A 22,636-nucleotide genomic window follows, 5' to 3' on the forward strand; every position below is an offset into this window, starting at 1 on the left:
ATTTTATTTATATAAAATATAAGAAGTTAAAGTTTGATGATGCAATCTGGAAATAAAGAATCATTTTTAAATCTCTCACAAAAGTCGATACTGATATTATCTTTTACTCTCATTATTGGATCTCTACTCTTATTCAAAAATCTAGTATTTCAACCTAACTTTCTTCTTAAAAAATTTGGAGAATTAACTATTGATCCTGAGATAGCTTTTACAAACAAAAAACCTACTTTTCTTGAATTTTATGCAGAGTGGTGTGAAGTTTGTAAAGAAATGGCGCCAAGTGTTGCTGACATTAAAGAAGAATACGAAAAAGATATTAATTTTGTTTTTTTAAATGTAGATAATCCTAAATGGGAAAAATACATAAGAAATTTTAATGTTAATGGAATTCCACAAGTAAATCTTTTTGATGAAGACGCTAACCTAGAAGTTACGTTTATTGGTAAACAGCAAGAAAAAACTATAAAAGAATCTCTTGATAATTTATATGAACATTCTCAAAGTAATCTACAAATTTTAAATACTGAATTTTCTAAGATCAGAGACAACAAAAATTATCAGACTTCTCCAAGAAGTCACGGATAATTTTATTCCCAATTCAGTGCTTCAGATACAGATGGAAAAGATTTGATAAATACTGTCTTACAATCTTCAGCTATTTCCATATGTTCTTTTTGCGTTCCTTCTTTTGATCTTAATTGTATATAGTGAATCCAAGACCTACAGGAACCTGTCATATAAATTCTGGTTGGAGTAGCCAATGGCATAATAAATCTTGCACATTCCTTTGCTATCCCTGCATTAAGCATTTCTTCATATAAATTATTTGCCTCTTGAAAATGTTTTTCAATTTTTTCTGAAAATTTGCTTTTAACTTCATTAGGTATATCATCCATACTATTTTGACGATTCTTTTTATCTTGTCTCCTTAATTCTGGGATAGGAATGTCATTTCCTAGTAAATTAGTTTCTGCATATCTTTGGGAGAATTCTTGAAAAGTAAATGATCTATGTCTAAGAATTTGAGCAGCTATACCTCTATTAGTCTCAATTTTTAATGTCATACATGATTGCTCAAAAACAGACCAGTGCTCATGTTGAATACAATATCTTAATAATCCTGCAAATTTATCATTATCTTGATTAGAAGGATTAGAAACTCTGGCTATAAAAGCCATTGTTTTTTCCGCATCTGGAGTTAGTGTAATAAGCTCAACTCTACTCATTTTAAATTTTGGCTAAAGTTACTTGTTCTGGTTGATTTTGATATTTACCTTTCCTATCTTCATACGTTGTAGAACAGGGATCACCCTCAAAAAACAATAGTTGACAAATACCTTCATTTGCATAAATTCTACAATCAGCACCAGAACTGTTACTGAATTCTAATGTAAGGTGCCCCTCCCATCCGGCTTCCGCTGGGGTTGTGTTTACTATTATTCCAAGACGGGCATAAGTACTTTTACCAATACATATAACAGTAATATTTTCTGGCACTTTCATTTTTTCTAGAGCGACACCCAAGCCATAAGAATGAGCAGGTAAAATAAAAAACTCACCATCTTTGTCTTTATGAAGAACAGTTTTTTCTAAATTATCAGGATTAAACTTCTTTGGATTCATAACAGTTCCCGGGACATGCTTAAATATTAAAAACTCTTTAGAAGAAAGTCTTAAATCATAGCCATATGATGAACAGCCATAACTTAAAACTGCGTTTTTTTTCAGAGTTGGATCAAGGTGTCTTACCAAGTTTGATTGGAAAGGGTTGATCATTCCTTCGGAAGCTTTTTGGTTTATCCAGAGATCATTTTTCAGCATAATTTTTATGAGCGAAGCTCTGTAATTTGGTCAGCCATTAATAAGAAATTTTTAGGAATGTTTGTACCAGTAAGGATTACATCTCCAGTTATGAATCGGTTTTGAAGTGTTGAAATCAAATCATCTTTACTTATGATATTTAATTCCAAAGCTAGAAAAATTTCATCTAGGATAATTTGATCATATTCTCCAGATAATAATTCTTTTTTACAGAAATCCCATAATTCATTAATGGAATGATTAATCGATTTTGCCAGGTTTTCATTACTTGCTATTTCTTCGGGTTCATATTGATCATAAGAATTTGATGATCTTATCCACGTTAGGTTCCCGCAAAGCTTTTGTGCATTGACAATACCTTGTTTTACACCTCCCTTCATTAATTGTACTAAAAGAACTTTTCTTCCTAAAGCTGCATTCCTTAGTGAATCTCGGATAATAGATGAATAACTTCCTCTGTAAGAAGATTGATAAATCTGAATTTGACCATTATGATTTGGCCTTCTTAATTTAGATTCTTTATTATTTATATTTACAACTTGCTGATTACTTGTTGAATAACTTTTTAATGAGCTGACTGACATTATTTAGATTAACTTTATCTACATTAAGTATAATTTGAATTTAAGTACGCTGCATATAGTGTAACCTTACTTAAGGTAGGCATCCAGAAAAGAGAATTTAAAAAAAACATAAGATATTAGAAACTGTTACTGTTGATACAAGATATTTTCATCTGTCTCCTTAAATTTTTATTAGTAAAGAGATTCATGTTGCCAACTTCTAGAGGATTTAATCGCTCCACTCAGCAACCATCCGGACAAAATACCATTAATACCGTTGGGGAAAGATTTCCAATTAATAAAACTTTAATGGAAGTAATAAAGGGCCTTGAAGGAGCCAGTACAGAAATGGTTGAAAGATCGAAAACAATATTTTCCCCTGGAGATCCTGCTGAGAGAGTTTACTTAATAAGAAGAGGAGCCGTCAGATTATCAAGAGTTTACGAATCTGGAGAAGAAATTACTGTTGCATTGTTAAGAGAAAATAGCCTGTTTGGCGTCTTATCTCTTTTAACAGGACATAGGTCTGATCGTTTTTATCATGCAATAGCTTTTACGAGAGTTGAAGTGATTACGGCTCCTGCCAATTCTGTTTTGAGAGCAATTGAAGCAGATGCATCTGTTGGTCTTTTACTATTGCAAGGCCTTTCAAGCAGGATTCTACAAACAGAAACAATGATTGAAACCCTCACACATAGAGATATGTCATCTCGCCTAGTAAGTTTTTTGATGGTTTTGTGTCGAGATTTTGGAGTGGCAAGTAAAAAGGGCATTACTATAGATTTGAAACTTTCTCATCAAGCAATAGCAGAGGCAATAGGTTCAACGAGAGTAACAATTACAAGATTATTAGGAGATTTGAAGGATTCAGGATTACTTACTATTGAAAAGAAAAAGATTACAGTTTTTGATCCAATAGCACTTGCAAAAAGATTTAATTGAAAATTAATCAATTAATTATCTATTATGTTATTAGTAAATAAATACAAATATTGTGTCTGGTTGGCTTTTTATTATTTTTTTATTATTACTTGGAGGTTTAATTTCAACATTAGGTGACTTGTTAGGTTCCAAGATTGGTAAAGCTAGATTTAGTGTTTTAAAATTAAGACCAAAAAAAACTGCAATTTTAATAACAATTTTGACTGGTAGCTTGATAAGCGCATCATCATTATTCCTAATGATATTAGTAAATAGACAGCTAAGAGTAGGCCTTTTCAAGTTAGGCGATCTACAGAAAAAACTTCAGGAAAGTAAACAAGTTTTGATACCTTTAAAAAAAGAAAGATCAATATTAGAAAATAAAATTAAAGCTAAAGAGACAGAATTCAAACAACTTGAAAGGAATATAATAGCTTTAAGGAGTGGCAAATTTGTTATTAGAAGTGGGCAATCTTTAATTATTTCCGAAATTACTTCCTCTAGCCAAGAGGATATTAAATCTCAAATAGAAAATATTATTATCAATGCCAATAAATACACTCACAAGATAGTAAAGCCAGAAAGTAAAAATATTAAAAATTTATTGTTATTAAGAAAAAATCATATTGAAGAGATGCAAAATACTATTTTAAAAGGTGGTAATTGGGTTATTAATATAAAATCTGTCAGGAATGTTTTAAAAGGTGAAAATTATGTTTATGCTTTTCCCGAGATAACAGAGAACAAAATAATAGTTAGAAAAGGTGAAAAAATCACGAAAATTGATTTCAAAGAAGAAAATTTTAATAAAAAAGATTTTGGTGATAAGGTCAATTTCTTACTTTCCTCTAGTTTGGCTGAAGTTAAGAGAAGAGGTTCTCTTACAAATGAAATAAAATTGCGAAGCGATTCTGTTAAAGAATTACGAGATTTCTTAAACAAAAATGATAAAATTAATTTTGAATTAGAAGCAGTATCTATTAGTAATAGCAAGACAGCGCAACCTGTAATTATTAAATTAAATATAAATTATCCACAATCTTAAATGTCTATAATTTTAGCTATTGATCCCGGTATATCGAAATGTGGAGTAATAGTAGCTGACCTAACAGAAAAAAAAGTTTATGAAGCAGTAGTTATAAATAGCTGTTTACTTTTAAAATACGTAAAAAAAAAATATCAAGACCAAAAAAATATTCAATGTCTCATTGGTAATGGAACAAGCAGTGAAATTTATATAAATGACTTGAATCAAATGGTACCTAATGTGATCATTGCTGAAGAAAAAAATTCAACTTTTAGAGCCAAGCAAAGATATTTTGAAATTTTCCCCTTATTGGGGATCAAATGTTTTTTGCCCAGAGAAATATTTATTTTGAATAAAAATTTAGATGCATTAGCTGCATTAATTATCATGGAGGATTATTTCCAAGTTAAATTTGATTTCAGTAAAAAAATTAAAACTAAAACTTGGCTGAAATAGTGAATTTGTATTCATTTCCAGCTTCGAGCTCATAATCTTTTTTTAAAAGGAATCTCAATAATGAGTCTTCAATTAATGCTCTTCCTAAAGGTGGTTTTACCATCAAGATTCCTTTACCAAATGACCATGTGAATTGCCACTTGAAATCGCTTGCTTCTACAACTCCTTTTAATTCTTTTTTAATGAAACAGTACTCTTTAACACTTACGTTTGCTGTAGTCTCAGGTTTAGATTTCATTATATTTAATCTTTTATTTGTGGAAAGAATTTAATTCGCTAATAATATAATCTTCATTTTTAATATCTAATTCTTCTAGTGATTCAATTACTTTTTGATAAACTTTTTCTAACGTAGAATTCTCTTGAGAAGAAATATTCCCTAAGACGTGGGAAATCGTGTTCAGTTGTTTCTTTGTTTCATTAATGGGAGGCGATCCTATACCTATTTTTATTCTATTGAAATTTTCAGTCTGTAATTTATTTATGATATCTTTCAGGCCATTATGTCCTCCAGAACTTCCTTTTTTTCTGAATCTAATCTTACCCAGAGGCAGATCGATATCATCAACTATTATAAAAACCTTATCCAAACTGATCTTGTACCAATCCACTATTGCCTTCACAGCATCTCCACTATTATTCATATAAGTGTGAGGCATAAATAACTTATAGATAGAATCATTTATTTTGAATTCTGTATATCTGCTTTTCAGCTTATTTTTTAGAGTAAATTGTGCATCATATTTTTTTGAAAAAGTTTCTAACAACAAAAATCCAATATTATGCCTGCTTTTGATATATTGTTTACCAGGATTACCTAAACCAATAATAAATACCTCATTATCCTTCATAATTTCAATTTATATCTAAAGTTTTTAAATTATAAATATAGGAAATTAGTGAAAGTTTTTCTAATGTGTATGACAACACAATTTATATAAGATTTGAATATGTATTTTTTGATATTCTAGAATTACCTATGCGATAAAGTAGTTCAATCTATAGAAATTCAATATATCTAATTGCCATTCCAATCAACTGAGAAACCTTGTAGGAGCAATGATTGATTATAAATTTGTAGGAGTATAACTAGGAAAACTAATAAAAGTAAACCTATGACAGTCATAATAGGAACAGCTCCCCATCCAGGAACAACTTTTCCTTGTCCTGAGTTTCCAATAGCTTTCAGAAGAGTACCTAATGCAGTTTTTTGGCCCATAGTAATTTCTCTAAATCGAATATATTTCGTTATTGTATAAGAACTAATACATAAATTGTTCACAAACTTATTAAAATTGATGCAAACTTTATCATCCGCACCAGATCCAGCTGTTTCTGTAGCCGTTACAATCCTTGCTGTGTTATTGGCTTTAACAGGTTTTGGACTATGGACAGCATTTGGTCCCAAGGCTACAAAGTTAACTGATCCTTGGGATGATCATGATGATTAACTATTTAATTTGAAATTTTATAAGCTTTATAAAGTATTTCAAAATTTACCAAAAATACAAAAAGTAAACCTTTTATCATAAATTAAATATAGATTTAATAGGATATAAATCTGTTAGCACTCGTAAATTCTATGCTTGCCCTTAAAATTTCTGTATACACAATTGTATTTTTCTTTGTTGGTATATTCCTTTTCGGATTTTTAGCAAGTGATCCGACTAGAACTCCAAATAGAAAAGATTTAGAAAGTCCTCAGGATTAATTTTTTTTAATCTAGTCACATTTTGAATATAAGGAATTTTATAAAAGCTATATCTCTTGTTTCTTCATTAATAAACTTTTCCTCACTTGGAAAAACTATTGAACTTATTGATATCGAAACCAAGAATACTTTTCAAACTAAGACATATTATTTTGACAATTCAAAGGAAACTCAGGAAGAATTATTAAAAAAAAATAATAACAATCTAATAATAAATTCTGAAGTTAATATTAATAAAATTTTTAGAAATAATTCTCCATTATTATTGGTAAATTCTAGTATTACCAAAAAAGAGTTAGAGATTCAATCTCAAATACAATCTGAAGAGAATAATATCCTGAATGCAGAAGGTAATGTTCTGGTTACTTATAAAGGGAACATTCTGAAAGCAGATAGCCTTATTTACGATAAAACGAATAAGATCATTATTGCCAATGGAAATGTGTCTTTGAATATTGGAGAACAATTATTCAAAATGGTTAGCTTAAAATATGATTTCAATAATAGAAAGGGTTATTTGTTAGATGTTAAGGGATTAATTAAGACAGATAATCTGATTGATGATTTGTTTTCTAATTTTGAAAATTCAGATGCTAAAAAAATTGAAATTTTAAAAGAAATCAAAAAAGATAAAGTTAGGCATACGCCAAAAAGTATTGAGAATTGGGTATTATTTACAGATAGAATTAATATTTCTGGAAATAAATGGACAAGTGTTAAAACTACATTAACTAATGATTTGCTTGAATTAAAGCAAGTCAAGATTGAAGTCAATGCTCTTGAAGCTATTGCAAGAAATGAAGAACTGAAATTTAAATCTTCTGTAAACTTTTTAGTTTTAGATGAAAAAATCAATATTCCTTTTTGGTTTGGAGACAGAACTTTAACTAAAGAAATTAGGTATGAAAATAGATGGAATATTGGATTTGATAACGTTGATAAGGATGGATTTTTTATTGGTAGAAAACTTAATTCAATCAATATATTTGATGATTTCATTTTAGATTTAGAACCACAATTTTTAATTCAACGATCACTTAAAGGATATACAAAAAGTTTTGTGAGCCAAGGAGATTCTATAACTGCAGATAAGGTTAAAAGAGATGTAACATTGAAAGATTATTTTGCTCTCAATTCTCAAATCAAAGGGAAAATTAATAAATGGACTTTAGAAATAGATCAGCAAAATAATTCGTTTGATCCTGAGAAGTTTTCAGACTCTATTAGATTTAAAGCTAATTTAAGTAAAGATATTTATTTTTTGAATTCAAAATGGAAAAAAAGTTTCTACGGTATCTATAGAGATAGGGTATGGAATGGTTCTATAGGTGAAACTGAAATTTACTCAGCCTATGGTTCTAAATTAGAAAAACAAAATTCTTGGGTTTCTAATGGAATTAGTAAAACTGAGATATTGTCTTTAGGATTGGCAAGTTTTAAGGGAGAAGCCTTAAATAGTAAAAATTTGGTTAGATCTACAAAAGGTAATTTCTTTTATTTGTTAGATCAAAAATTCCCAATAATTGTTGATGAATCTACAAATGAATTTATTGATAGTTCATATAATTACATTCCAAAACCAATCAAGAAAGGACTTAGCCTTAATACTAAATTAGAATTATTGTATTCTTTTTACGATAGTGGCAATAATCAACAGTACGTGGGTTTCGGTGCTGGTCCGGAATTTGTGTTTGGGGATTTCAAAAAAAATCTTTCGACTATACCAAAATTAGCTTATTACCTTTTTATAAATAAAAGCGGAGAAGTATGTTTAAGTTTGATCAAATTTCTGATAAATTTACTTTAGATATTGCCTTTGACCAACAGTTGTTTGGACCGCTTATTCTAAAAAATTCTGCAACTCTAAATTTAGATAGTGATTCAAAAGATTATGGAGATTTCATAAATTCTAGAATCTCGTTAAATTGGAAAAAAAGATCCTATGAATTTGGCATCTTTTATCAAGCGCATAATGAAGCAGGGGGTATAGCTTTTACTTTATTTGGCTTCCAATAGGTTTTAGAAATTAGAATTGAATTTAATATAAGGTAATTCATTCAATTTTTTTTCAATTAAATCATTATTTTCAATTAATTTTGATGTGGTATCCCATTCGCCCGATAAAAACATTTTTCTTGATGTTTCTTTTATTTCAAGATCAAATTTTAAATCTTTTGATAATGCAACTGATTTTAAAAGGTCAACCTCAAAAAATAAAGCTTTATTATTGATATATTTTTGGATAATTTGTATTGATTTCTTAGAAAGAGTAAAACATGGAACACCAATCGCAATGCAATTGCTATAAAAAATATCCGCGAAACTTTCGCCAATGATTGCCTTAATGCCCCATCTCATTAATGCTTGGGGAGCATGTTCTCTGCTTGAACCACATCCAAAATTACTGTTAACAATGAGTATCGAGGCACCTTTATTAGCCTCTAAATCAAAAGGATGTTTTCCTTTAAGAGCTTTGCGATCGTCATCAAAAACAGATTTTCCTAAGGAATCAAAATTTACACATTTTAAAAAACGAGCGGGTATTATTCTATCAGTATCAATATCATCTCCAACTAATGAGATGCATTTACCATTTAATTGTGAAAATCTACCTATAGGGGGGGTGAATTTAACGTTCATTTATTTAGAAAATCTCTAACATCACTTACTTTTCCCTTTATAGCAGCAGCAGCTACCATCGCAGGGCTCATTAAAAGCGTTCTACCGCTCGGAGATCCTTGTCTCCCTTTGAAATTTCTATTGCTCGAGCTTGCACTTACTTGGTTACCTATTAATTTGTCAGAATTCATTGCTAAACACATCGAACATCCTGGCTCTCTCCACTGAAAACCTGCATCTATGAAAACTTTATCAAGACCCTCCTCTTTCGCTTCTTTTGCAACCCTCTCTGATCCTGGAACCACAAAAGCTTTGATATTTTTTGCTATTTTATGATTCCCTAATACTCGAGCAGCAACTCTTAGATCACTGATTCTTCCATTAGTGCAACTACCTATAAAACAAACATCGATAGGAGTATCTTTTATTGGTTGTCCAGGTTTGAAACCCATATATTCATAAGCCTCCCCAGCAATAAACTGATCATTTGGATGTATTTCTCCCAATGAAGGGATTTTCTGGCTAATGCCTATACTTTGTCCAGGAGTAATACCCCATGTAACAGTAGGTTCCACTCTTGAGGCATCTATTTTGATAACGTCATCAAAAATAGAATTCTCATTACTTTGTAATGATTTCCACCACTTAATAGCCTTATCCCAATTTTCATTTTGAGGCGAGCATAATTTATCCTTGATGTAACTAAAGGTTTTTTCATCAGGATTTATATAACCGCATCTTGCTCCTCCTTCAATAGACATATTGCATATTGTCATCCTCTCTTCCATTGATAATGCACTTATAGCTGGGCCCGCAAATTCATAGGCATAACCTACTCCAGCTTTTACTCCAAGATGATTAATTATATGTAGTACTAAATCTTTAGCATAAATTCCATTGGATAATTTATTCTCACACCAAATTTGCCTAACTTTTAGCTTATTCATAGCAATCGTTTGACTAGCAAGGACATCTCTTACTTGACTAGTACCAATGCCAAAAGCTATTGATCCAAAGGCTCCATGTGTTGATGTATGAGAATCTCCACAGGCTATAGTCATGCCTGGCTGTGTTAATCCAAGTTCTGGAGCTACTACATGTACAATTCCTTGCTTACCACTACCAATATTAAAAAATTTAATTTTGTGTTCGAAACAATTCTTTTCTAGAGTATCAATCATTTGTTCAGCCAGATTATCTCTAAAAGGCCTGTTTTGATTATCTGTTGGGACGATATGATCAACTGTTGCAACAGTCCTATTTGGAAATTTGACTTTTAAATTTTTATCTTTTAAAGCTCCAAACGCTTGGGGGCTAGTAACTTCATGAATAAGGTGAAGACCGATAAAGATTTGATCCGAGCCACCAGGAAGATTTGCAACTTTGTGTAATTCCCAGACTTTATCAAATAAGGTATCTTGACTCAATTTGAAAAAAAGTTACTTACTTTTAGATAATAAGATTAATCGAAGACTGTTTAAACACACATTTACACTTAGTCTTTGAATTTCAACTCTATTTCTAGTGGAGCTAAATATTTTTTTGATATTAGTTATGTGATTATTTGGTCCTGCTATTGAGATATAAACTATTCCAACGGGCTTTTCTTTACTACCTCCACTGGGTCCTGCAATACCACTAATTGCTATTGACCAATCAGAATTTAGTTTCTCTCTTGCATTAATCGTCATATCTTGAGCAATCTCTTCAGATACAGCACCGTATTTTTTTATCCTATCTTCAGGAATATTTAATAATGATTGTTTAAGTTCATTACTGTAAGAAATAATACTACCTTTGAAAACTTGAGAGGATCCTGATACTTTTGTAATAGTTGAAGAGAGAAGACCTCCAGTACAGGATTCTGCAAAACCTAAAGATTCTTTTCTTTTGAGTAATTCCTTAATTAACACGCTTGATAAAGTCTCATTATCTTCACCAAATATAAACTTTGAAAACTCTTTTTTTAACTCCTCTTTCACTGGTTTAATTAAATTTTTTGCTTGAAGTTCATTTGTAGCTCTTGCGGTTATTCTAAGCTTCAGCTCTCCTAAATTGGCATATGGTGCAACTGTTGGGTTTTTAAGTTTCAAAAGGTTATCTATCTTTTCTGAGACTTTAGATTCTCCTATTCCAGAAAAATTAAGAGTATTTGAGAAAAATATATAACCATCTGAAAAGTTTTTTTGAATATAGTCAATTGCTGTTTCTTTCCACATTACTTTCATTTCACTTGGTACTCCAGGAAAAGTTAATATAGTAAATCCCTTTTTTGGTTTCCAAATCATCCCAGGAGCAGTGCCTCTAGGATTATGAATTATTTGAGCATCTTTTGGGAAGAAACATTGTTTTTTTAAGCTGGAGTTATTTTGAATTGAACTTGAAAGTGATAGCTTTTTTTTGATTTCGTCCCATAAAGATTCTCTTTCATATAGTGTGACATTAAAAGATTTAGCGATTGCTTCAGTAGTTAAGTCGTCTGGAGTAGGTCCTAGACCTCCTGTAGTAATCAATAGATCACTTCTTAAAGATATTTCTTTAATTAAATTACTGATCCTTTTGGAATTATCTCCAATAGTTGACTGCCTGAAATGATTAAGTCCCAATGCTGATAGTTCCTCAGAAATCCACTGAGCATTAGTGTTGACTATATTTCCTAAAAGTAATTCAGTTCCTATTGAAAGAATTTCAACCCCTTTACAATTAGGTTCATTTGATCGATGATTCAAGTTTGGCTTCATAAAGAGGAAAACTATTACATAAACTTAATACCCTTTCCTTACATTCTTTTTCAATTAATAAATCATCTGGATTTAGTAATCTATCAGCAATAATTTCACCAACTTCAATAAAAGCTTCATCATTAAAACCTCGAGTAGTTAATGCTGCAGTTCCTAATCTCAACCCACTTGTGACAAAAGGAGATTCAGGATCAAACGGAACAGTATTTTTATTTGCTGTAATATTTACTTCACTTACAAGTAAATCAGCAACTTTTCCTGTCATATTAATACTTCTTAAGTCAAGCAAAACAATATGATTATCCGTACCTCCACTAACAATATCTATTCCTCTGTTGATTAAGGTTGAAGAAAGAACTTTTGCATTTTTGATAACCTGTTTTGAGTAATTAACAAAGTTGGGCTGTAAAGCTTCTCCAAAGGCAACTGCCTTAGCTGCGATAATATGTTCTAAAGGCCCACCTTGAGTTCCTGGGAAAACAGATTTATCAAACTTTTTCCCAAATTCTTTATCTTTACATAAAATCAATCCTCCTCTTGGACCTCTCAAGGTCTTATGAGTTGTAGTAGTTACCACATCGCAATATGGAATTGGATTCGGATGAAGTTTACTAGCTACTAGTCCTGCAATATGAGCGATGTCAGCCATTAAAAAAGCTCCAACTTCATCAGCAATACTTCTGAAAGATTTGAAATCAATTGTTCTTGGATAAGCAGAATATCCACAGATAATGAGTTTCGGTTTTGTAGCTAAAGCAATATCTCTTATTACATTAAAATTTAATTTATTAGTTTCTTTATCAACTCCATAGTGCACAGCATTGAACCACTTTCCACTCATATTCACAGGAGATCCGTGGGTTAAATGTCCACCATGAGATAAATCCATTCCTAAAATTGTGTCTCCTGGATTAAGTAAACTTAAAAACACAGCTGCATTTGCTTGTGCTCCACTATGGGGTTGAACATTCGCCCAGTCTGCATCAAAAAGTTGCTTGGCTCTCTCGATTGCTAGTTCTTCGATTTCATCAACAAATTCACAACCACCGTAATATCTTTTTTGAGGAAGACCTTCAGCGTATTTATTTGTTAAGACTGATCCCTGAGCTTGCATTACGGCCATTGATGCGAAATTCTCACTAGCTATTAATTCAAGATGAGTTTCTTGTCTATTTTTTTCGGAATTAATTAAGTTTGATATGATTGGATCACTTTTTTTGAGATTTTGAAGAATATTCATTCAAACAGGGAAACTATAGATTAAATATAGACGATTTTTTAAAACAAAATATAAAAAAAATATTTCATAATTTTTTACGCGCCTGGAGAGATTCGAACTCCCGACACCCTGATCCGTAGTCAGGTGCTCTAATCCACTGAGCTACAGGCGCATATTTATGTAATATCTCTGGTTTTGGGTCTCTTAGTCAACTAGATTTCAGTTAAACTGTCTATTATTAACAATCTAATTTTTATAATTATGCCGATTAAATGGTATGGCAATGGTGATTCCGAAGATCCAACTTATAAACATTTCTCTCGAATAGTAAACTTTGTAATTCATTGCATGGTATTTACTGCTGTTGTAAGCGGAACTTGGCTTTTTAAAGAAATTAAACATGACTTGCTATTTTTTAATAATTTTGCAATTGCCTGGACAGTTATTCTCGTATCACATTTGCTATTTGTTTTTATAAAAAAACCTAAAGATTTTCAAAATCAATCAACTTAGGCTTTAGTTATGAATTCACAGATTCAAATTAGTGATTTAGAAAATATCATTTCAGAAAAAATTTTTATTAAAATAGAGAAATGGAACCTTTATCTGGGAGATGCGGGTTTAGCTAGAAATCTTGCTCTTGAATGCATTAGTAATTTGGACAAAGGCAGCAAAAATGCCGCAATAACTAGCTTAGAAGCAATTAACGTAAAAATAGGGGATGGAGATCAAACAATTCAATTATCTAAGTTGATAACTTCATCTCAAATTTGTGATTTAGAGGAAATACTTGATAATTTATGAATGTTAATCACATTTTAATTGGTAGTTTTAATTTATTAACCCCTAATAATCTGGTTATCGAAAAATAAATTATCGAAAAAGCTAAAAATCCAATAATTAATATTATTAAACTCAAAATGTTCGAGTTTAATTCATCGAAATCTTTGATTATGGCGTAGCAAGTTGTGCTGGTAATTAAGCAAGCTAATGAAATAAGAAAAATCCTCTTTAATAAAATAGGTATAGATATTTTGATTTTATAAACATTAAAATTTGCAGAAAGAAAAATACAAATAATTAAATTAACTAGTCCTGAAGAAAGGATTATCCCAATTACACCAAAATTATAAGGTAATAAATTTCCAAAATTATGTATTGGAGCTCCAAGTAAAAACCAATCAAAAAAAACATTCAGTATTATTCCTCCTAAAGATAATTGAAAGGGTAACTTGGGTTTCTCAATAGAGTAGTAAGTTCTTACCAATAAATCTCTGTAAAGATAAAACGGAATTCCAACAGCATAGGCAATTAAAATATTTTTTACTAAAGAAACTGCCTCAGAATTAAAAGCACCTCTTTGAAAAACAAACTGCACTATCTGATTATTAAATGTGATGAAAAAACCCGTTAAAAAAAGAGTTGTTAAAAAACAGTATTCTATTCCTGAGATTAAACTTTTTTCTAGAGCTCTAATTTCTTGATTACTCTGGAATCTTGAAAACTTTGGGAGTAGTGGCAAAATTAAAACGTTTGATAAGATTCCAAGTGGCGCTTGTATAAGAAAGTTACCGTAGGCTAAACCTGATGCAGCTCCTTGAAAACTTGAAGCGAAAAACATATCGATAAAAACATTTATTTGTCCTAAACCTGATGAAATTGATGCAGGCGCGATCAATTTTAAGATTCTTTTCTCTTCACTGTTAACTGATTGGACTCCTAATTTAAATCTTAATAAGCCGATCTTATTTATTTCCCAGAGTTGTATAACGAATTGAATGCAAGTACCTGTCAAGGTTGCTGAAGCTAGTAATCCTGTATAAAAAAAATTATTGGAAGTTGTATTTTGAGAATTTATAATCCAACTGATTGTAATAAATAAAATTGTTGTAAGACTTGTAAAAGCTGGACTTATACTGGATAAGAAAAATTTATTTCTTGAATTGAGAGCTCCAAAACTTAAACCTATAAAAGCTGATAAAGGGATGCAAGGAGTTAGTAATTTTAGTTGGTAACTTGCAATTGATTTGGATTCGATACTTAAATTTGGACCTATAAAATTTATAAAAAAATCGGAATTAAAAAATATAATTATTCCTAATAAAAAAAATAAAAAAGTTAATTTAATACTTACTTTTGTTAGAACAATAGCCCCATCGCGCTTATTAAGAGGGGTTATTACGGCTACAACAGCATTATGTAATGGACCGTTAATACCTCCAATAAGAATAAGTAAAAACCCAGGAATTATGTAAGCATAATTGAACGCATCATATGTTGTTCCAACCCCAAAGGCCGCAGCTATAAATATTTGTCTAATACAACCCGCAGCTTTACTTAGGGATGTGGCAAAGGAAATTGATACTATATTGTTTTTTAAATATGAATTCATTAGATATTGATTAAAATTTTTTCTAAGAAGATATATAGTCAATTATATTTTATTTTATTTTATAGAATATCTATGGATGATCGGATCATTAATTTTGAACCATTAATTGAAGGTGTTTTAATTAAAAGATACAAAAGATTTCTTTCAGATATTAAGCTTGATAATGGTGAGATTGTTACAGCCCATTGCGCTAATACAGGTCCAATGAAAGGGCTTTTAAATGAAGGAGCCAAAGTGCGAATTAGCTATTCTTCCTCTCCTAAAAGAAAGCTATCTTGGACTTGGGAACAAGTAGAAGTAACAGGAATCAATAATGAAAAGGTTTGGGTTGGAATAAATACATTATTTGCAAACAAATTAATTAAAACAGTTATTGAAAAAAACTTACTAAAAGATAAGCTTGGTGATATTGCTACAATCCAATCAGAAGTGGTTTATGGGCAAGATAAAAAAAGTAGAATAGATTTTCTTTTGACTCCAAAAATTTCAAATCCAGATAATCGTAAAATTTTTATTGAGGTTAAAAATACTACCTGGAAAAAAAATAAAATAGCTCTTTTCCCTGATACAGAAACAAAAAGGGGACAAAAACATTTAATAGAATTAAAGGGTGTAATGCCTGAAAGTAAAAGTGTTTTAGTTCCTTGTATTACTAGAAAAGATGTAGATTTTTTTGGTCCAGGGGATGAAGCAGATCCTATTTATGGAGATCTTTTTAGGGATTCAATCGATGCAGGAATGCTTTTAATCCCATGTTGTTTTGAATTTCATAAAGACCACATAACTTGGAAAGGATTTAAACCCTTGAAATTAGATGGCTAATCTGGTGATTTTTGATTTTATTGTAAAAATTTTAATTAAATGAAAATTATTTAATGAGTAACTATCAAATTGGTATAAATGAATACTCGACATAGACAGTTTTCAGAGCAAAATTATGAATGAAAGGAAACAGCATTTGCTGTTTTTTGTAGACTAATTTTTTTTATGACCAATGCTTTGCAAACGCCTCATAGGCGCTCGAGTTCCAAGCTACAAGATGCGAGTCTTGTTAATGGACCCATGCTCCTTTTGAGAAGTATTCGTGGATTCAGTTCAAACCGTTCAATGTTATGGCTTGCAACTGTTCCTCTCTCTTTGTTTGGTTTAGGTATTTTTAATCTTTCAGCTCATGCAGCTGATTTGCCCGAGCTAAATGCAGCTTTTCTTGCTAACAATTTATGGCTTTTGATCGCTACCATTTTAGTGATCTTTATGAATGCTGGCTTCGCTATGGTTGAAGCAGGTATGTGTCGGTCTAAAAACGCCGTTAACATTCTTACTAAAAATCTTTTTGTATTTGCTTTGGCTGTAACCTCTTATTGGTTTATTGGTTATTCACTAATGTACGGGGGAAGTATTGCTGACGGATGGCTTTATTTTGGAGGCCTATTTTTTGATCCAACAGTTACTGCGGATATGGTTACTGATGCTGGATTAGTTCCAACAGTCGATTTCTTATTCCAGTCTGCTTTTGCAGGTACTGCAGCAACTATCGTTTCTGGTCTTGTTGCTGAAAGAGTTAAATTTGGTGAGTTTGTTGTTTTTGCGATTGTTTTAACAGCATTTATTTATCCAATTGCTGGTAGTTGGAAATGGAATGGAGGTTGGCTTGACTCTCTTGGTTTCGTTGACTTTGCTGGTTCTTCAATTGTTCATTCAGTTGGAGCATGGGCAGGTTTGGTAGGAGCTATGCTTCTCGGGCCAAGAATTGGTAAATTTAGAGATGGAAAGCCTCAAGCTATGCCAGGACACAATATGGCTATTGCCACATTGGGTGCTTTGGTTCTATGGATAGGTTGGTATGGATTTAATCCGGGTTCTCAACTTGCTATGGATCAATGGGTCCCATATGTTGCTGTAACAACAACTCTTGCAGCTGCAGCCGGTGCGATAGGAGCAACTATTGTGTCCACTTTAACTTCAGGAAAGCCTGATCTTACAATGATCATTAATGGTATTCTTGCGGGTCTGGTAAGTATTACTGCAGGTTGTGGTGATATGACTCTTGCAGGTGCTTGGTTCGCTGGGCTAGTCGGAGGCATTATCGTTGTATTCTCTGTTGCAGCTGTTGATGCAGCCGAAATTGATGATCCTGTTGGAGCATTCTCTGTTCATGGTGTATGTGGTGTATGGGGTACCCTCGTTATTGGTCTTTGGGGAACTGCAGTTCAAGCAGATGGAGCAGGTTTGGGTTTGTTCAATGGTGGTGGAATTAAACTACTTCTTGTTCAAGCTTTAGGTGCAGCAGCTTATGCTATCTGGACATTAGTTACTTGCTGGATCGCTTGGTCTGTTATCGGAGGTATATTCGGTGGAATTCGAGTATCTGAAGAAGAAGAGACTCAAGGTTTAGATATTGGAGAGCATGGGATGGAAGCATATCCAGACTTTGCCTCTGCAAAATAAGTTAAAACTTAAATATAAAATTAGAAACTTGACTTTTGTCAGGTTTCTTTTTTTTTCTCAAAAAATTAATTTAAATGATGTAATATTGAAAACATGGATACTCAAGCGATAAAACACTCAGTACAACATTCGGGAAGATATAACCGCAAAGGTTTTGAATCCCCTACTCAACGTGCTAAGGCTTTAGGAGAATCATATCAAAGTGATTTAATTGCATCAATAAGAGAAAATAATTTTAGTTTTGAAAAAGGTAGGTTAAAGATAAAACTTGCTAAATCCTTTGGTTTTTGTTGGGGAGTTGAGAGAGCAGTTGCAATGGCCTATGAAACGAGAAGACATTATCCTAATGAGGATATTTGGATGACGAATGAAATTATTCATAATCCATCAGTTAATAATCATCTCAGCAGAATGAATGTAAAAATAATTTCTGCAAAAAATGGGATAAAAGACTTTTCCTCAGTCTCAACTGGGGATGTTGTAATTCTTCCTGCATTTGGAGCAACAGTTCAAGAGATGCAATTACTTCATGAAAAAAAATGTCAGATAATTGATACTACTTGTCCTTGGGTTTCTAAAGTTTGGCATACTGTTGAGAAGCATAAAAAACACACTTTTACTTCTATAATCCACGGGAAATATAAACACGAAGAAACTCTTGCGACTAGATCCTTTGCAGGAAATTATTTAGTTGTTTTTGATTTAGATGAAGCTGAATATGTATCTAACTATATTCAAGGACATGGTGATAAAAATAAATTCATGAATAAGTTTGCAAAAGCTTGTTCAGATGGATTTGATCCAGATGTTCATCTTGAGAGAATAGGAGTTGCCAATCAAACAACAATGCTAAAAAGTGAAACAGAGGAAATTGGTAAATTTTTTGAAAAAACCATGTTAATGAAATATGGCCCAGCAAATATAAATGATCATTTTTTAGCTTTTAATACTATTTGTGATGCTACAGAAGAAAGGCAAGATGCGATGTTTTCTTTAGTTAATGAAGACTTGGATATACTTGTAGTCATAGGAGGTTTTAACTCCTCGAATACGACTCATTTGCAAGAAATCGCAATAAGTAATAATATCGAATCTTTTCATATTGATATTTCAGATAGGATTTCTGTTGAGAATAACTCTATTTGTCATAAACCTCTCGAATCTGAATTGATTTTGAAAAAGAATTTTATTCCAGACGGTAAAATTAAGGTAGGAATTACCTCGGGAGCTTCTACTCCTGACAAGATAGTTGCTGATGTTATTGAAAAATTAATTGCTATTACTCAATAAATATTAATTTTTCCGCCTAATTTTTAACTTTATCAAGTACATTTATCCTAAATATCTACGTTATTATTTAGAATAATAATAAAAAATGAAGTATGGAAGACACAACACAATCTAATCAAGAAAAAACAGCTAAAATGAATGCTTCAAAGGCCCCTCAAAAAGTTGAGGTCGTTGTTGCTAATCCTTCATCAAATTCTGAAGTAAATATCTTAGGGGAATTATCCATTTTTATTTTAAGGATCGGCTTTAGTGTATTGATGATTCATCACGGTTTAGAAAAACTTCAAGACCCTCAAGGATTTGCAGAATTTGTTGTAGGAAAATATTTTCCTTTTTTACCGGGTGATCCAGTAATTTGGACCTTTGGAGCTGCTATTACTCAATTAATATGTCCATTAGGTTTGGCTTTAGGAGTTTTTGCAAGACTTTGCTCACTTGGTCTATTTTCAACTATGGCATTCGCTGTTTATTTTCACCTATTAGATACAGGTTTAGAAGGATTTCCATTGGCAGTAGTTGAAGGTCATAATTATGCTTTTGAGCTTTCTTTTGTCTATGGAATTATTTCTCTTTATTTTTTATGTGCCGGGCCTGGAAGGTTGGCTTTACTTCGTAAGACTAATAAAATAACTTATTATCCAAAAACAAATTAACTTAATGTAAAAAGTGTCTTTTGTGGGTAAATATCATGGAAATACCCCTTGAATCACACATTTTTATGCTTTCTTCATCTCTTATACTACCTCCCGGCTGAATAATAGAACTTATTCCATACTTATCTGCAAGTCGCACTGTATCTGCGAACGGGAAAAAACCATCGCTTGCTAAAACCCCTCCAGAATCAATTTCTTTAGCTGCTTCTAAAGCTATTTTTGAAGCCCCAACTCTATTCATTTGCCCAGCTCCTATGCCAAGAGTTTGTTGATCTTTTGCAACTACAATAGCGTTCGACTTAACATGTTTACAAATTTTCCAAGCAAATTTCAAATCTAAATATTCCTGTTCAGTTGGATTCTTTTTGGTTACTGAAATCCAAGAATCTTCTGAATTTTCCTGATTATCAGAATCTTGTATGAGTATTCCTCCCATAATTGATTTGGAACAAGTTTGGTTTTCTTTAGGCAGCATTTCTTTTGTTAACTTTAAAACTCTCAAATTCTTTTTGGTTTTAAATATTTCTAAAGCTTCTTTATCAAAGGATGGTGCTACTACGCACTCTAAAAAAATGTCTTTCAGAATAAGGGCAGTTTCTTTATCAACATTGGCATTAAATGCTACTATGCCCCCAAAGGCACTAACTGAATCGCACTTTAACGCATTCTTAAAAGAACTAGATGCTGAGTTGCTAATCGAAGCCCCACAAGGATTATTATGTTTGAGAATAACTGCAGCTATTGATTCGGTCTTAATGTTAGGCTTTGTTTCATATCCAAATTCTAATACAGTTAATAGAGCTGATTCAAGATCGAGTATGTTGTTATAGCTTAACTCTTTGCCTTGTAATTGTTCTGCTGAATTCCATCCAATATTATTTAATCCATACCATAATGCTTTTTGATGGGGATTTTCTCCATACCTTAATTGCTTTATAAGCGGGTATGATTCTATAAAATTCGAAGGTCTTAAATCCTTTTCTTTACTAATCCAATTTGATATTGCAGAGTCATAACTTGCGGTATGTTGAAACGCCTCAAATGCTAATTTCGTTTTAAAGTCTTTGCTAAGTGGTCCTTTTTTGATCTCTTCAATATAATTTTGATATTGATTAGGATCTACTAAAACTGCAACATCAGCATGATTTTTAGCTGCAGAGCGTATCATAGATGGACCTCCTATATCAATATTCTCAATTGCTTCTTCCCAAGGACATTGCTCTTCCACTTTTTTCTTAAAGGGATACAAATTAACAACTACCAAATCAATCAATTCTAGTTTGTTTTCTAATATTTCCCTTTGATGCTCTTCATTAGATCTTTTAGCAAGAATTCCTCCATGAATCTTTGGATGTAAAGTTTTAACTCTCCCGTCAAGAATCTCTGGAGATTCAGTAAAATCTGCTACTTTAAGAACAGGAACTTTTGCCTCTGTCAAGTACTCAGCGGTCCCTCCGCTGGATAAAATATTATAACCAAATTTTTCAACTAAATCCTTACAAAATGGAATGATATTTGTTTTATCAGAGACACTTACTAGGGCTAATGGTGACATTACAAAAAAACTTGATTACTTAAGAATATAAACATGAAATACGATATCAATCATGAATATGTTTCCATTAGCTCTCAAACAGCGAAGCACAGAATCATTTTGATTCATGGTTGGGGGGCTGATGCAGAGGACCTTTTGCCAATAGGACAAGAAATTATTGAAATATCTAATGTTGATTTTGAAGTCTTGTCTCTAAAAGCCCCTAGTTTGCATCCTAATAATGTTGGGAGGCAATGGTATGGTTTATATCCTCCTGATTGGAATAAGGCAGATGATGAAGTAGATCAGCTTCTTCGATCACTTAGGATGTTGGGTACTTGCAACATTCCACTCGAGAAAACAATTCTGTTGGGTTTTTCTCAAGGGGGAGCAATGGCAATAGATGTAGGTTGTAAGCTAAATGTAGGTTTGATTGTTGCTTGTAGTGGATATGCTCATCCTAATTGGGAGCCGAATGAAAAATGCCCTCCAATATTAATAAGTCATGGATTAATGGATGAAGTAGTACCAATATCAGCTTCAAAATATATTTATCAAAAAATTAAAAATGTATCCCATAAATTTTGTGAATTAAATGAATTTGATGGCTATCACCAAATTGATCCCAACTTAATTCATTCTATAAATTTAAAAATCAAAGAATTATTTTAAACGAAGGCATATTCATATTCTTCAATTTCTTCCCAATCATCTGCAGTAAGTTCTAAACCTTCAAATATTTTTTCTTCTCCTATACCTTCAACTACAACTTTAAGTGAAGGAAATAAAAAATGATTTTCTTCTGCGTATTGTGCACTAAATAATCCTTTTTCTCCCCAGAAGAACCTATCAGTGGTATGTTCATTTCTTCGAACATTGAAAACAGATGGAGCAGATAACGCATTTTCTGCTATGAATCTTCTTGCAGCTGTTACTGGTTTATGTTTACCTGTTTCGATATGATAAATAGGGACGTGCGCCATAACTCTTTGACCCGCAAGTCTCCTTCTACTGATCCTCTTTCTTTTTTTAGACATTGATTAGTACTCCGAAAATTCTTTATAACTTAGATTAGCCTTATTTGATTTTACTAATCTTATAATTGTGACTTTGAATTCACATCAAATGACATAGAGGACCCATCAACCTCTGATGTAGCATATAAATATGGACAATAGTTCATATTTAAGGCTGAAATAAGTCAAACCTCTATTAATATCTTAATACTTTTTTCAGATTTT

Annotated in this window: 28 protein-coding genes and 1 tRNA gene; 15 read left to right on the forward strand and 14 right to left on the reverse strand. The window is 31.8% G+C overall.

Annotated elements, in window-relative coordinates; translation table 11 throughout:
- Positions 1-39: 39 nt before the first annotated feature.
- The gene (locus P9515_RS01345; RefSeq protein WP_041710683.1) at positions 40-585 is read left to right on the forward strand and encodes a thioredoxin domain-containing protein; all 546 of its coding nucleotides are present in this window, start codon (positions 40-42) and stop codon (positions 583-585) included.
- A gap of 2 nt (positions 586-587) precedes the next feature.
- Here P9515_RS01345 and thyX read toward each other — a convergent pair whose 3' ends face one another.
- From thyX to P9515_RS01360, 3 genes are read right to left on the reverse strand one after another with little or no spacing between them, the layout of a single operon-like run.
- A complete protein-coding gene (gene thyX, locus P9515_RS01350; protein WP_011819597.1) occupies positions 588-1,226 on the reverse strand; it encodes an FAD-dependent thymidylate synthase in 639 nt (212 codons plus the stop codon).
- 1 nt (position 1,227) lies between these two features.
- Entirely contained in the window at positions 1,228-1,821 is a 594-nt protein-coding gene (dcd, locus tag P9515_RS01355) for a dCTP deaminase (protein ID WP_011819598.1), read from the reverse strand.
- A gap of 5 nt (positions 1,822-1,826) precedes the next feature.
- Positions 1,827-2,405: a cob(I)yrinic acid a,c-diamide adenosyltransferase gene (locus P9515_RS01360; RefSeq protein WP_011819599.1), complete on the reverse strand. Its 579-nt coding sequence runs from the start codon at positions 2,403-2,405 to the stop codon at positions 1,827-1,829.
- A 186-nt stretch (positions 2,406-2,591) separates the two neighbouring features.
- On the opposite strand from P9515_RS01360, the gene ntcA reads away from it, so the two are divergent.
- From ntcA to P9515_RS01375, 3 genes are read left to right on the forward strand one after another with little or no spacing between them, the layout of a single operon-like run.
- Positions 2,592-3,326 (forward strand): global nitrogen regulator NtcA, encoded by a 735-nt coding sequence (gene ntcA / locus P9515_RS01365; RefSeq protein ID WP_011819600.1) that lies wholly within the window; start codon positions 2,592-2,594, stop codon positions 3,324-3,326.
- Between the two features lie 52 nt (positions 3,327-3,378).
- Positions 3,379-4,350: a DUF3084 domain-containing protein gene (locus P9515_RS01370; RefSeq protein ID WP_011819601.1), complete on the forward strand. Its 972-nt coding sequence runs from the start codon at positions 3,379-3,381 to the stop codon at positions 4,348-4,350.
- The gene (locus tag P9515_RS01375) at positions 4,351-4,788 is read left to right on the forward strand and encodes a hypothetical protein (protein ID WP_011819602.1); all 438 of its coding nucleotides are present in this window, start codon (positions 4,351-4,353) and stop codon (positions 4,786-4,788) included.
- Here P9515_RS01375 and P9515_RS01380 read toward each other — a convergent pair.
- The 3 genes from P9515_RS01380 to psbH form a co-directional block, all read right to left on the reverse strand.
- Positions 4,769-5,026, reverse strand: coding sequence for a DUF3146 family protein (locus P9515_RS01380; RefSeq protein WP_011819603.1), 258 nt, complete (start codon positions 5,024-5,026; stop codon positions 4,769-4,771). The two genes, P9515_RS01375 and P9515_RS01380, sit on opposite strands and share 20 nt — an antisense overlap.
- 13 nt (positions 5,027-5,039) lie before the next feature.
- Positions 5,040-5,639, reverse strand: a complete 600-nt coding sequence (gene pth, locus P9515_RS01385; protein ID WP_011819604.1) for an aminoacyl-tRNA hydrolase — start codon at positions 5,637-5,639, stop codon at positions 5,040-5,042.
- Between the two features lie 167 nt (positions 5,640-5,806).
- Positions 5,807-6,007 carry a photosystem II reaction center phosphoprotein PsbH gene (gene psbH / locus P9515_RS01390; protein ID WP_011131889.1) on the reverse strand — a complete coding sequence of 67 codons (201 nt, stop codon included), beginning with the start codon at positions 6,005-6,007 and terminating at the stop codon, positions 5,807-5,809.
- Positions 6,008-6,086: 79 nt separating this feature from the next.
- Here psbH and psbN point away from each other — a divergent pair, with 79 nt between their 5' ends.
- The 4 genes from psbN to P9515_RS10020 all read left to right on the forward strand — a co-directional run bounded on the left by psbN (position 6,087) and on the right by P9515_RS10020 (position 8,515).
- On the forward strand, positions 6,087-6,239 hold the full coding sequence (gene psbN, locus P9515_RS01395; RefSeq protein ID WP_011819605.1) for a photosystem II reaction center protein PsbN: 153 nt from the start codon (positions 6,087-6,089) through the stop codon (positions 6,237-6,239).
- Positions 6,240-6,370: 131 nt separating this feature from the next.
- Positions 6,371-6,499: a photosystem II reaction center protein I gene (locus tag P9515_RS01400; RefSeq protein ID WP_002805124.1), complete on the forward strand. Its 129-nt coding sequence runs from the start codon at positions 6,371-6,373 to the stop codon at positions 6,497-6,499.
- 22 nt (positions 6,500-6,521) lie between these two features.
- Complete coding sequence (locus P9515_RS01405; protein ID WP_011819606.1) at positions 6,522-8,306, forward strand: DUF3769 domain-containing protein; 1,785 nt, start codon at positions 6,522-6,524, stop codon at positions 8,304-8,306.
- Positions 8,267-8,515 (forward strand): DUF3769 domain-containing protein, encoded by a 249-nt coding sequence (locus P9515_RS10020; RefSeq protein ID WP_080513407.1) that lies wholly within the window; start codon positions 8,267-8,269, stop codon positions 8,513-8,515. The genes P9515_RS01405 and P9515_RS10020 overlap by 40 nt, the downstream gene beginning before the upstream one ends.
- Positions 8,516-8,518: 3 nt before the next feature.
- On the opposite strand, the gene leuD is transcribed toward P9515_RS10020, so the two are convergent.
- The 5 genes from leuD to P9515_RS01430 form a co-directional block, all read right to left on the reverse strand.
- Positions 8,519-9,139 carry a 3-isopropylmalate dehydratase small subunit gene (gene leuD / locus P9515_RS01410; RefSeq protein WP_011819607.1) on the reverse strand — a complete coding sequence of 207 codons (621 nt, stop codon included), beginning with the start codon at positions 9,137-9,139 and terminating at the stop codon, positions 8,519-8,521.
- The gene (gene leuC, locus P9515_RS01415) at positions 9,136-10,545 is read right to left on the reverse strand and encodes a 3-isopropylmalate dehydratase large subunit (RefSeq protein ID WP_011819608.1); all 1,410 of its coding nucleotides are present in this window, start codon (positions 10,543-10,545) and stop codon (positions 9,136-9,138) included. The genes leuD and leuC overlap by 4 nt, the downstream gene beginning before the upstream one ends.
- 12 nt (positions 10,546-10,557) lie before the next feature.
- The gene (locus P9515_RS01420; protein WP_011819609.1) at positions 10,558-11,859 is read right to left on the reverse strand and encodes a competence/damage-inducible protein A; all 1,302 of its coding nucleotides are present in this window, start codon (positions 11,857-11,859) and stop codon (positions 10,558-10,560) included.
- A complete protein-coding gene (gene glyA / locus P9515_RS01425; RefSeq protein WP_011819610.1) occupies positions 11,828-13,099 on the reverse strand; it encodes a serine hydroxymethyltransferase in 1,272 nt (423 codons plus the stop codon). The genes P9515_RS01420 and glyA overlap by 32 nt, the downstream gene beginning before the upstream one ends.
- A 77-nt stretch (positions 13,100-13,176) precedes the next feature.
- Positions 13,177-13,250 (reverse strand) — tRNA-Arg (locus P9515_RS01430).
- Between the two features lie 89 nt (positions 13,251-13,339).
- Between P9515_RS01430 and P9515_RS01435 the strand changes: the two genes are divergently transcribed.
- Positions 13,340-13,591 carry a hypothetical protein gene (locus P9515_RS01435; RefSeq protein WP_011819611.1) on the forward strand — a complete coding sequence of 84 codons (252 nt, stop codon included), beginning with the start codon at positions 13,340-13,342 and terminating at the stop codon, positions 13,589-13,591.
- 9 nt (positions 13,592-13,600) lie between these two features.
- Positions 13,601-13,882 carry a DUF3181 family protein gene (locus P9515_RS01440; RefSeq protein WP_011819612.1) on the forward strand — a complete coding sequence of 94 codons (282 nt, stop codon included), beginning with the start codon at positions 13,601-13,603 and terminating at the stop codon, positions 13,880-13,882.
- A 7-nt stretch (positions 13,883-13,889) separates the two neighbouring features.
- On the opposite strand, the gene murJ is transcribed toward P9515_RS01440, so the two are convergent.
- The gene (gene murJ, locus P9515_RS01445; RefSeq protein ID WP_011819613.1) at positions 13,890-15,470 is read right to left on the reverse strand and encodes a murein biosynthesis integral membrane protein MurJ; all 1,581 of its coding nucleotides are present in this window, start codon (positions 15,468-15,470) and stop codon (positions 13,890-13,892) included.
- Between the two features lie 72 nt (positions 15,471-15,542).
- Here murJ and sfsA point away from each other — a divergent pair, with 72 nt between their 5' ends.
- The 4 genes from sfsA (at position 15,543) to P9515_RS01465 (ending at position 19,861) form a co-directional block, all read left to right on the forward strand.
- The gene (gene sfsA, locus P9515_RS01450; protein WP_011819614.1) at positions 15,543-16,292 is read left to right on the forward strand and encodes a DNA/RNA nuclease SfsA; all 750 of its coding nucleotides are present in this window, start codon (positions 15,543-15,545) and stop codon (positions 16,290-16,292) included.
- Between the two features lie 165 nt (positions 16,293-16,457).
- Positions 16,458-17,918: an ammonium transporter gene (locus P9515_RS01455; protein WP_011819615.1), complete on the forward strand. Its 1,461-nt coding sequence runs from the start codon at positions 16,458-16,460 to the stop codon at positions 17,916-17,918.
- A gap of 93 nt (positions 17,919-18,011) precedes the next feature.
- Positions 18,012-19,208 carry a 4-hydroxy-3-methylbut-2-enyl diphosphate reductase gene (locus tag P9515_RS01460; protein WP_011819616.1) on the forward strand — a complete coding sequence of 399 codons (1,197 nt, stop codon included), beginning with the start codon at positions 18,012-18,014 and terminating at the stop codon, positions 19,206-19,208.
- Positions 19,209-19,300: 92 nt separating this feature from the next.
- Positions 19,301-19,861 (forward strand): DoxX family protein, encoded by a 561-nt coding sequence (locus P9515_RS01465; protein WP_011819617.1) that lies wholly within the window; start codon positions 19,301-19,303, stop codon positions 19,859-19,861.
- Between the two features lies 1 nt (position 19,862).
- On the opposite strand, the gene purH is transcribed toward P9515_RS01465, so the two are convergent.
- The gene (purH, locus tag P9515_RS01470) at positions 19,863-21,416 is read right to left on the reverse strand and encodes a bifunctional phosphoribosylaminoimidazolecarboxamide formyltransferase/IMP cyclohydrolase (protein WP_011819618.1); all 1,554 of its coding nucleotides are present in this window, start codon (positions 21,414-21,416) and stop codon (positions 19,863-19,865) included.
- Between the two features lie 33 nt (positions 21,417-21,449).
- On the opposite strand from purH, the gene P9515_RS01475 reads away from it, so the two are divergent.
- A complete protein-coding gene (locus tag P9515_RS01475; protein ID WP_011819619.1) occupies positions 21,450-22,067 on the forward strand; it encodes an alpha/beta hydrolase in 618 nt (205 codons plus the stop codon).
- Here the strand turns inward: P9515_RS01475 and P9515_RS01480 are convergent.
- Positions 22,064-22,432 carry a DUF3155 domain-containing protein gene (locus tag P9515_RS01480; RefSeq protein ID WP_011819620.1) on the reverse strand — a complete coding sequence of 123 codons (369 nt, stop codon included), beginning with the start codon at positions 22,430-22,432 and terminating at the stop codon, positions 22,064-22,066. The two genes, P9515_RS01475 and P9515_RS01480, sit on opposite strands and share 4 nt — an antisense overlap.
- Between the last annotated feature and the right edge of the window lie 204 nt (positions 22,433-22,636).

The organism is Prochlorococcus marinus str. MIT 9515, from assembly GCF_000015665.1.
Taxonomy (GTDB): domain Bacteria; phylum Cyanobacteriota; class Cyanobacteriia; order PCC-6307; family Cyanobiaceae; genus Prochlorococcus_A; species Prochlorococcus_A marinus_P.

Coding starts and splice junctions, on each gene's coding strand:
- P9515_RS01455 (WP_011819615.1), top strand. CDS start 16,458: ATGACCAATGCTTTGCAAACGCCTCATAGGCGCTCGAGTTCCAAGCTA.
- P9515_RS01360 (WP_011819599.1), bottom strand. CDS start 2,405: ATGTCAGTCAGCTCATTAAAAAGTTATTCAACAAGTAATCAGCAAGTT.
- psbN (WP_011819605.1), top strand. CDS start 6,087: ATGCAAACTTTATCATCCGCACCAGATCCAGCTGTTTCTGTAGCCGTT.
- P9515_RS10020 (WP_080513407.1), top strand. CDS start 8,267: ATGTTTAAGTTTGATCAAATTTCTGATAAATTTACTTTAGATATTGCC.
- P9515_RS01475 (WP_011819619.1), top strand. CDS start 21,450: ATGAAATACGATATCAATCATGAATATGTTTCCATTAGCTCTCAAACA.
- thyX (WP_011819597.1), bottom strand. CDS start 1,226: ATGAGTAGAGTTGAGCTTATTACACTAACTCCAGATGCGGAAAAAACA.
- murJ (WP_011819613.1), bottom strand. CDS start 15,470: ATGAATTCATATTTAAAAAACAATATAGTATCAATTTCCTTTGCCACA.
- dcd (WP_011819598.1), bottom strand. CDS start 1,821: ATGCTGAAAAATGATCTCTGGATAAACCAAAAAGCTTCCGAAGGAATG.
- psbH (WP_011131889.1), bottom strand. CDS start 6,007: ATGGGCCAAAAAACTGCATTAGGTACTCTTCTGAAAGCTATTGGAAAC.
- P9515_RS01345 (WP_041710683.1), top strand. CDS start 40: ATGCAATCTGGAAATAAAGAATCATTTTTAAATCTCTCACAAAAGTCG.
- ntcA (WP_011819600.1), top strand. CDS start 2,592: ATGTTGCCAACTTCTAGAGGATTTAATCGCTCCACTCAGCAACCATCC.
- P9515_RS01460 (WP_011819616.1), top strand. CDS start 18,012: ATGGATACTCAAGCGATAAAACACTCAGTACAACATTCGGGAAGATAT.
- P9515_RS01435 (WP_011819611.1), top strand. CDS start 13,340: ATGCCGATTAAATGGTATGGCAATGGTGATTCCGAAGATCCAACTTAT.
- purH (WP_011819618.1), bottom strand. CDS start 21,416: ATGTCACCATTAGCCCTAGTAAGTGTCTCTGATAAAACAAATATCATT.
- sfsA (WP_011819614.1), top strand. CDS start 15,543: ATGGATGATCGGATCATTAATTTTGAACCATTAATTGAAGGTGTTTTA.
- pth (WP_011819604.1), bottom strand. CDS start 5,639: ATGAAGGATAATGAGGTATTTATTATTGGTTTAGGTAATCCTGGTAAA.
- glyA (WP_011819610.1), bottom strand. CDS start 13,099: ATGAATATTCTTCAAAATCTCAAAAAAAGTGATCCAATCATATCAAAC.
- P9515_RS01440 (WP_011819612.1), top strand. CDS start 13,601: ATGAATTCACAGATTCAAATTAGTGATTTAGAAAATATCATTTCAGAA.
- P9515_RS01400 (WP_002805124.1), top strand. CDS start 6,371: ATGCTTGCCCTTAAAATTTCTGTATACACAATTGTATTTTTCTTTGTT.
- P9515_RS01380 (WP_011819603.1), bottom strand. CDS start 5,026: ATGAAATCTAAACCTGAGACTACAGCAAACGTAAGTGTTAAAGAGTAC.
- leuD (WP_011819607.1), bottom strand. CDS start 9,139: ATGAACGTTAAATTCACCCCCCCTATAGGTAGATTTTCACAATTAAAT.
- P9515_RS01420 (WP_011819609.1), bottom strand. CDS start 11,859: ATGAAGCCAAACTTGAATCATCGATCAAATGAACCTAATTGTAAAGGG.
- P9515_RS01465 (WP_011819617.1), top strand. CDS start 19,301: ATGGAAGACACAACACAATCTAATCAAGAAAAAACAGCTAAAATGAAT.
- P9515_RS01480 (WP_011819620.1), bottom strand. CDS start 22,432: ATGTCTAAAAAAAGAAAGAGGATCAGTAGAAGGAGACTTGCGGGTCAA.
- P9515_RS01375 (WP_011819602.1), top strand. CDS start 4,351: ATGTCTATAATTTTAGCTATTGATCCCGGTATATCGAAATGTGGAGTA.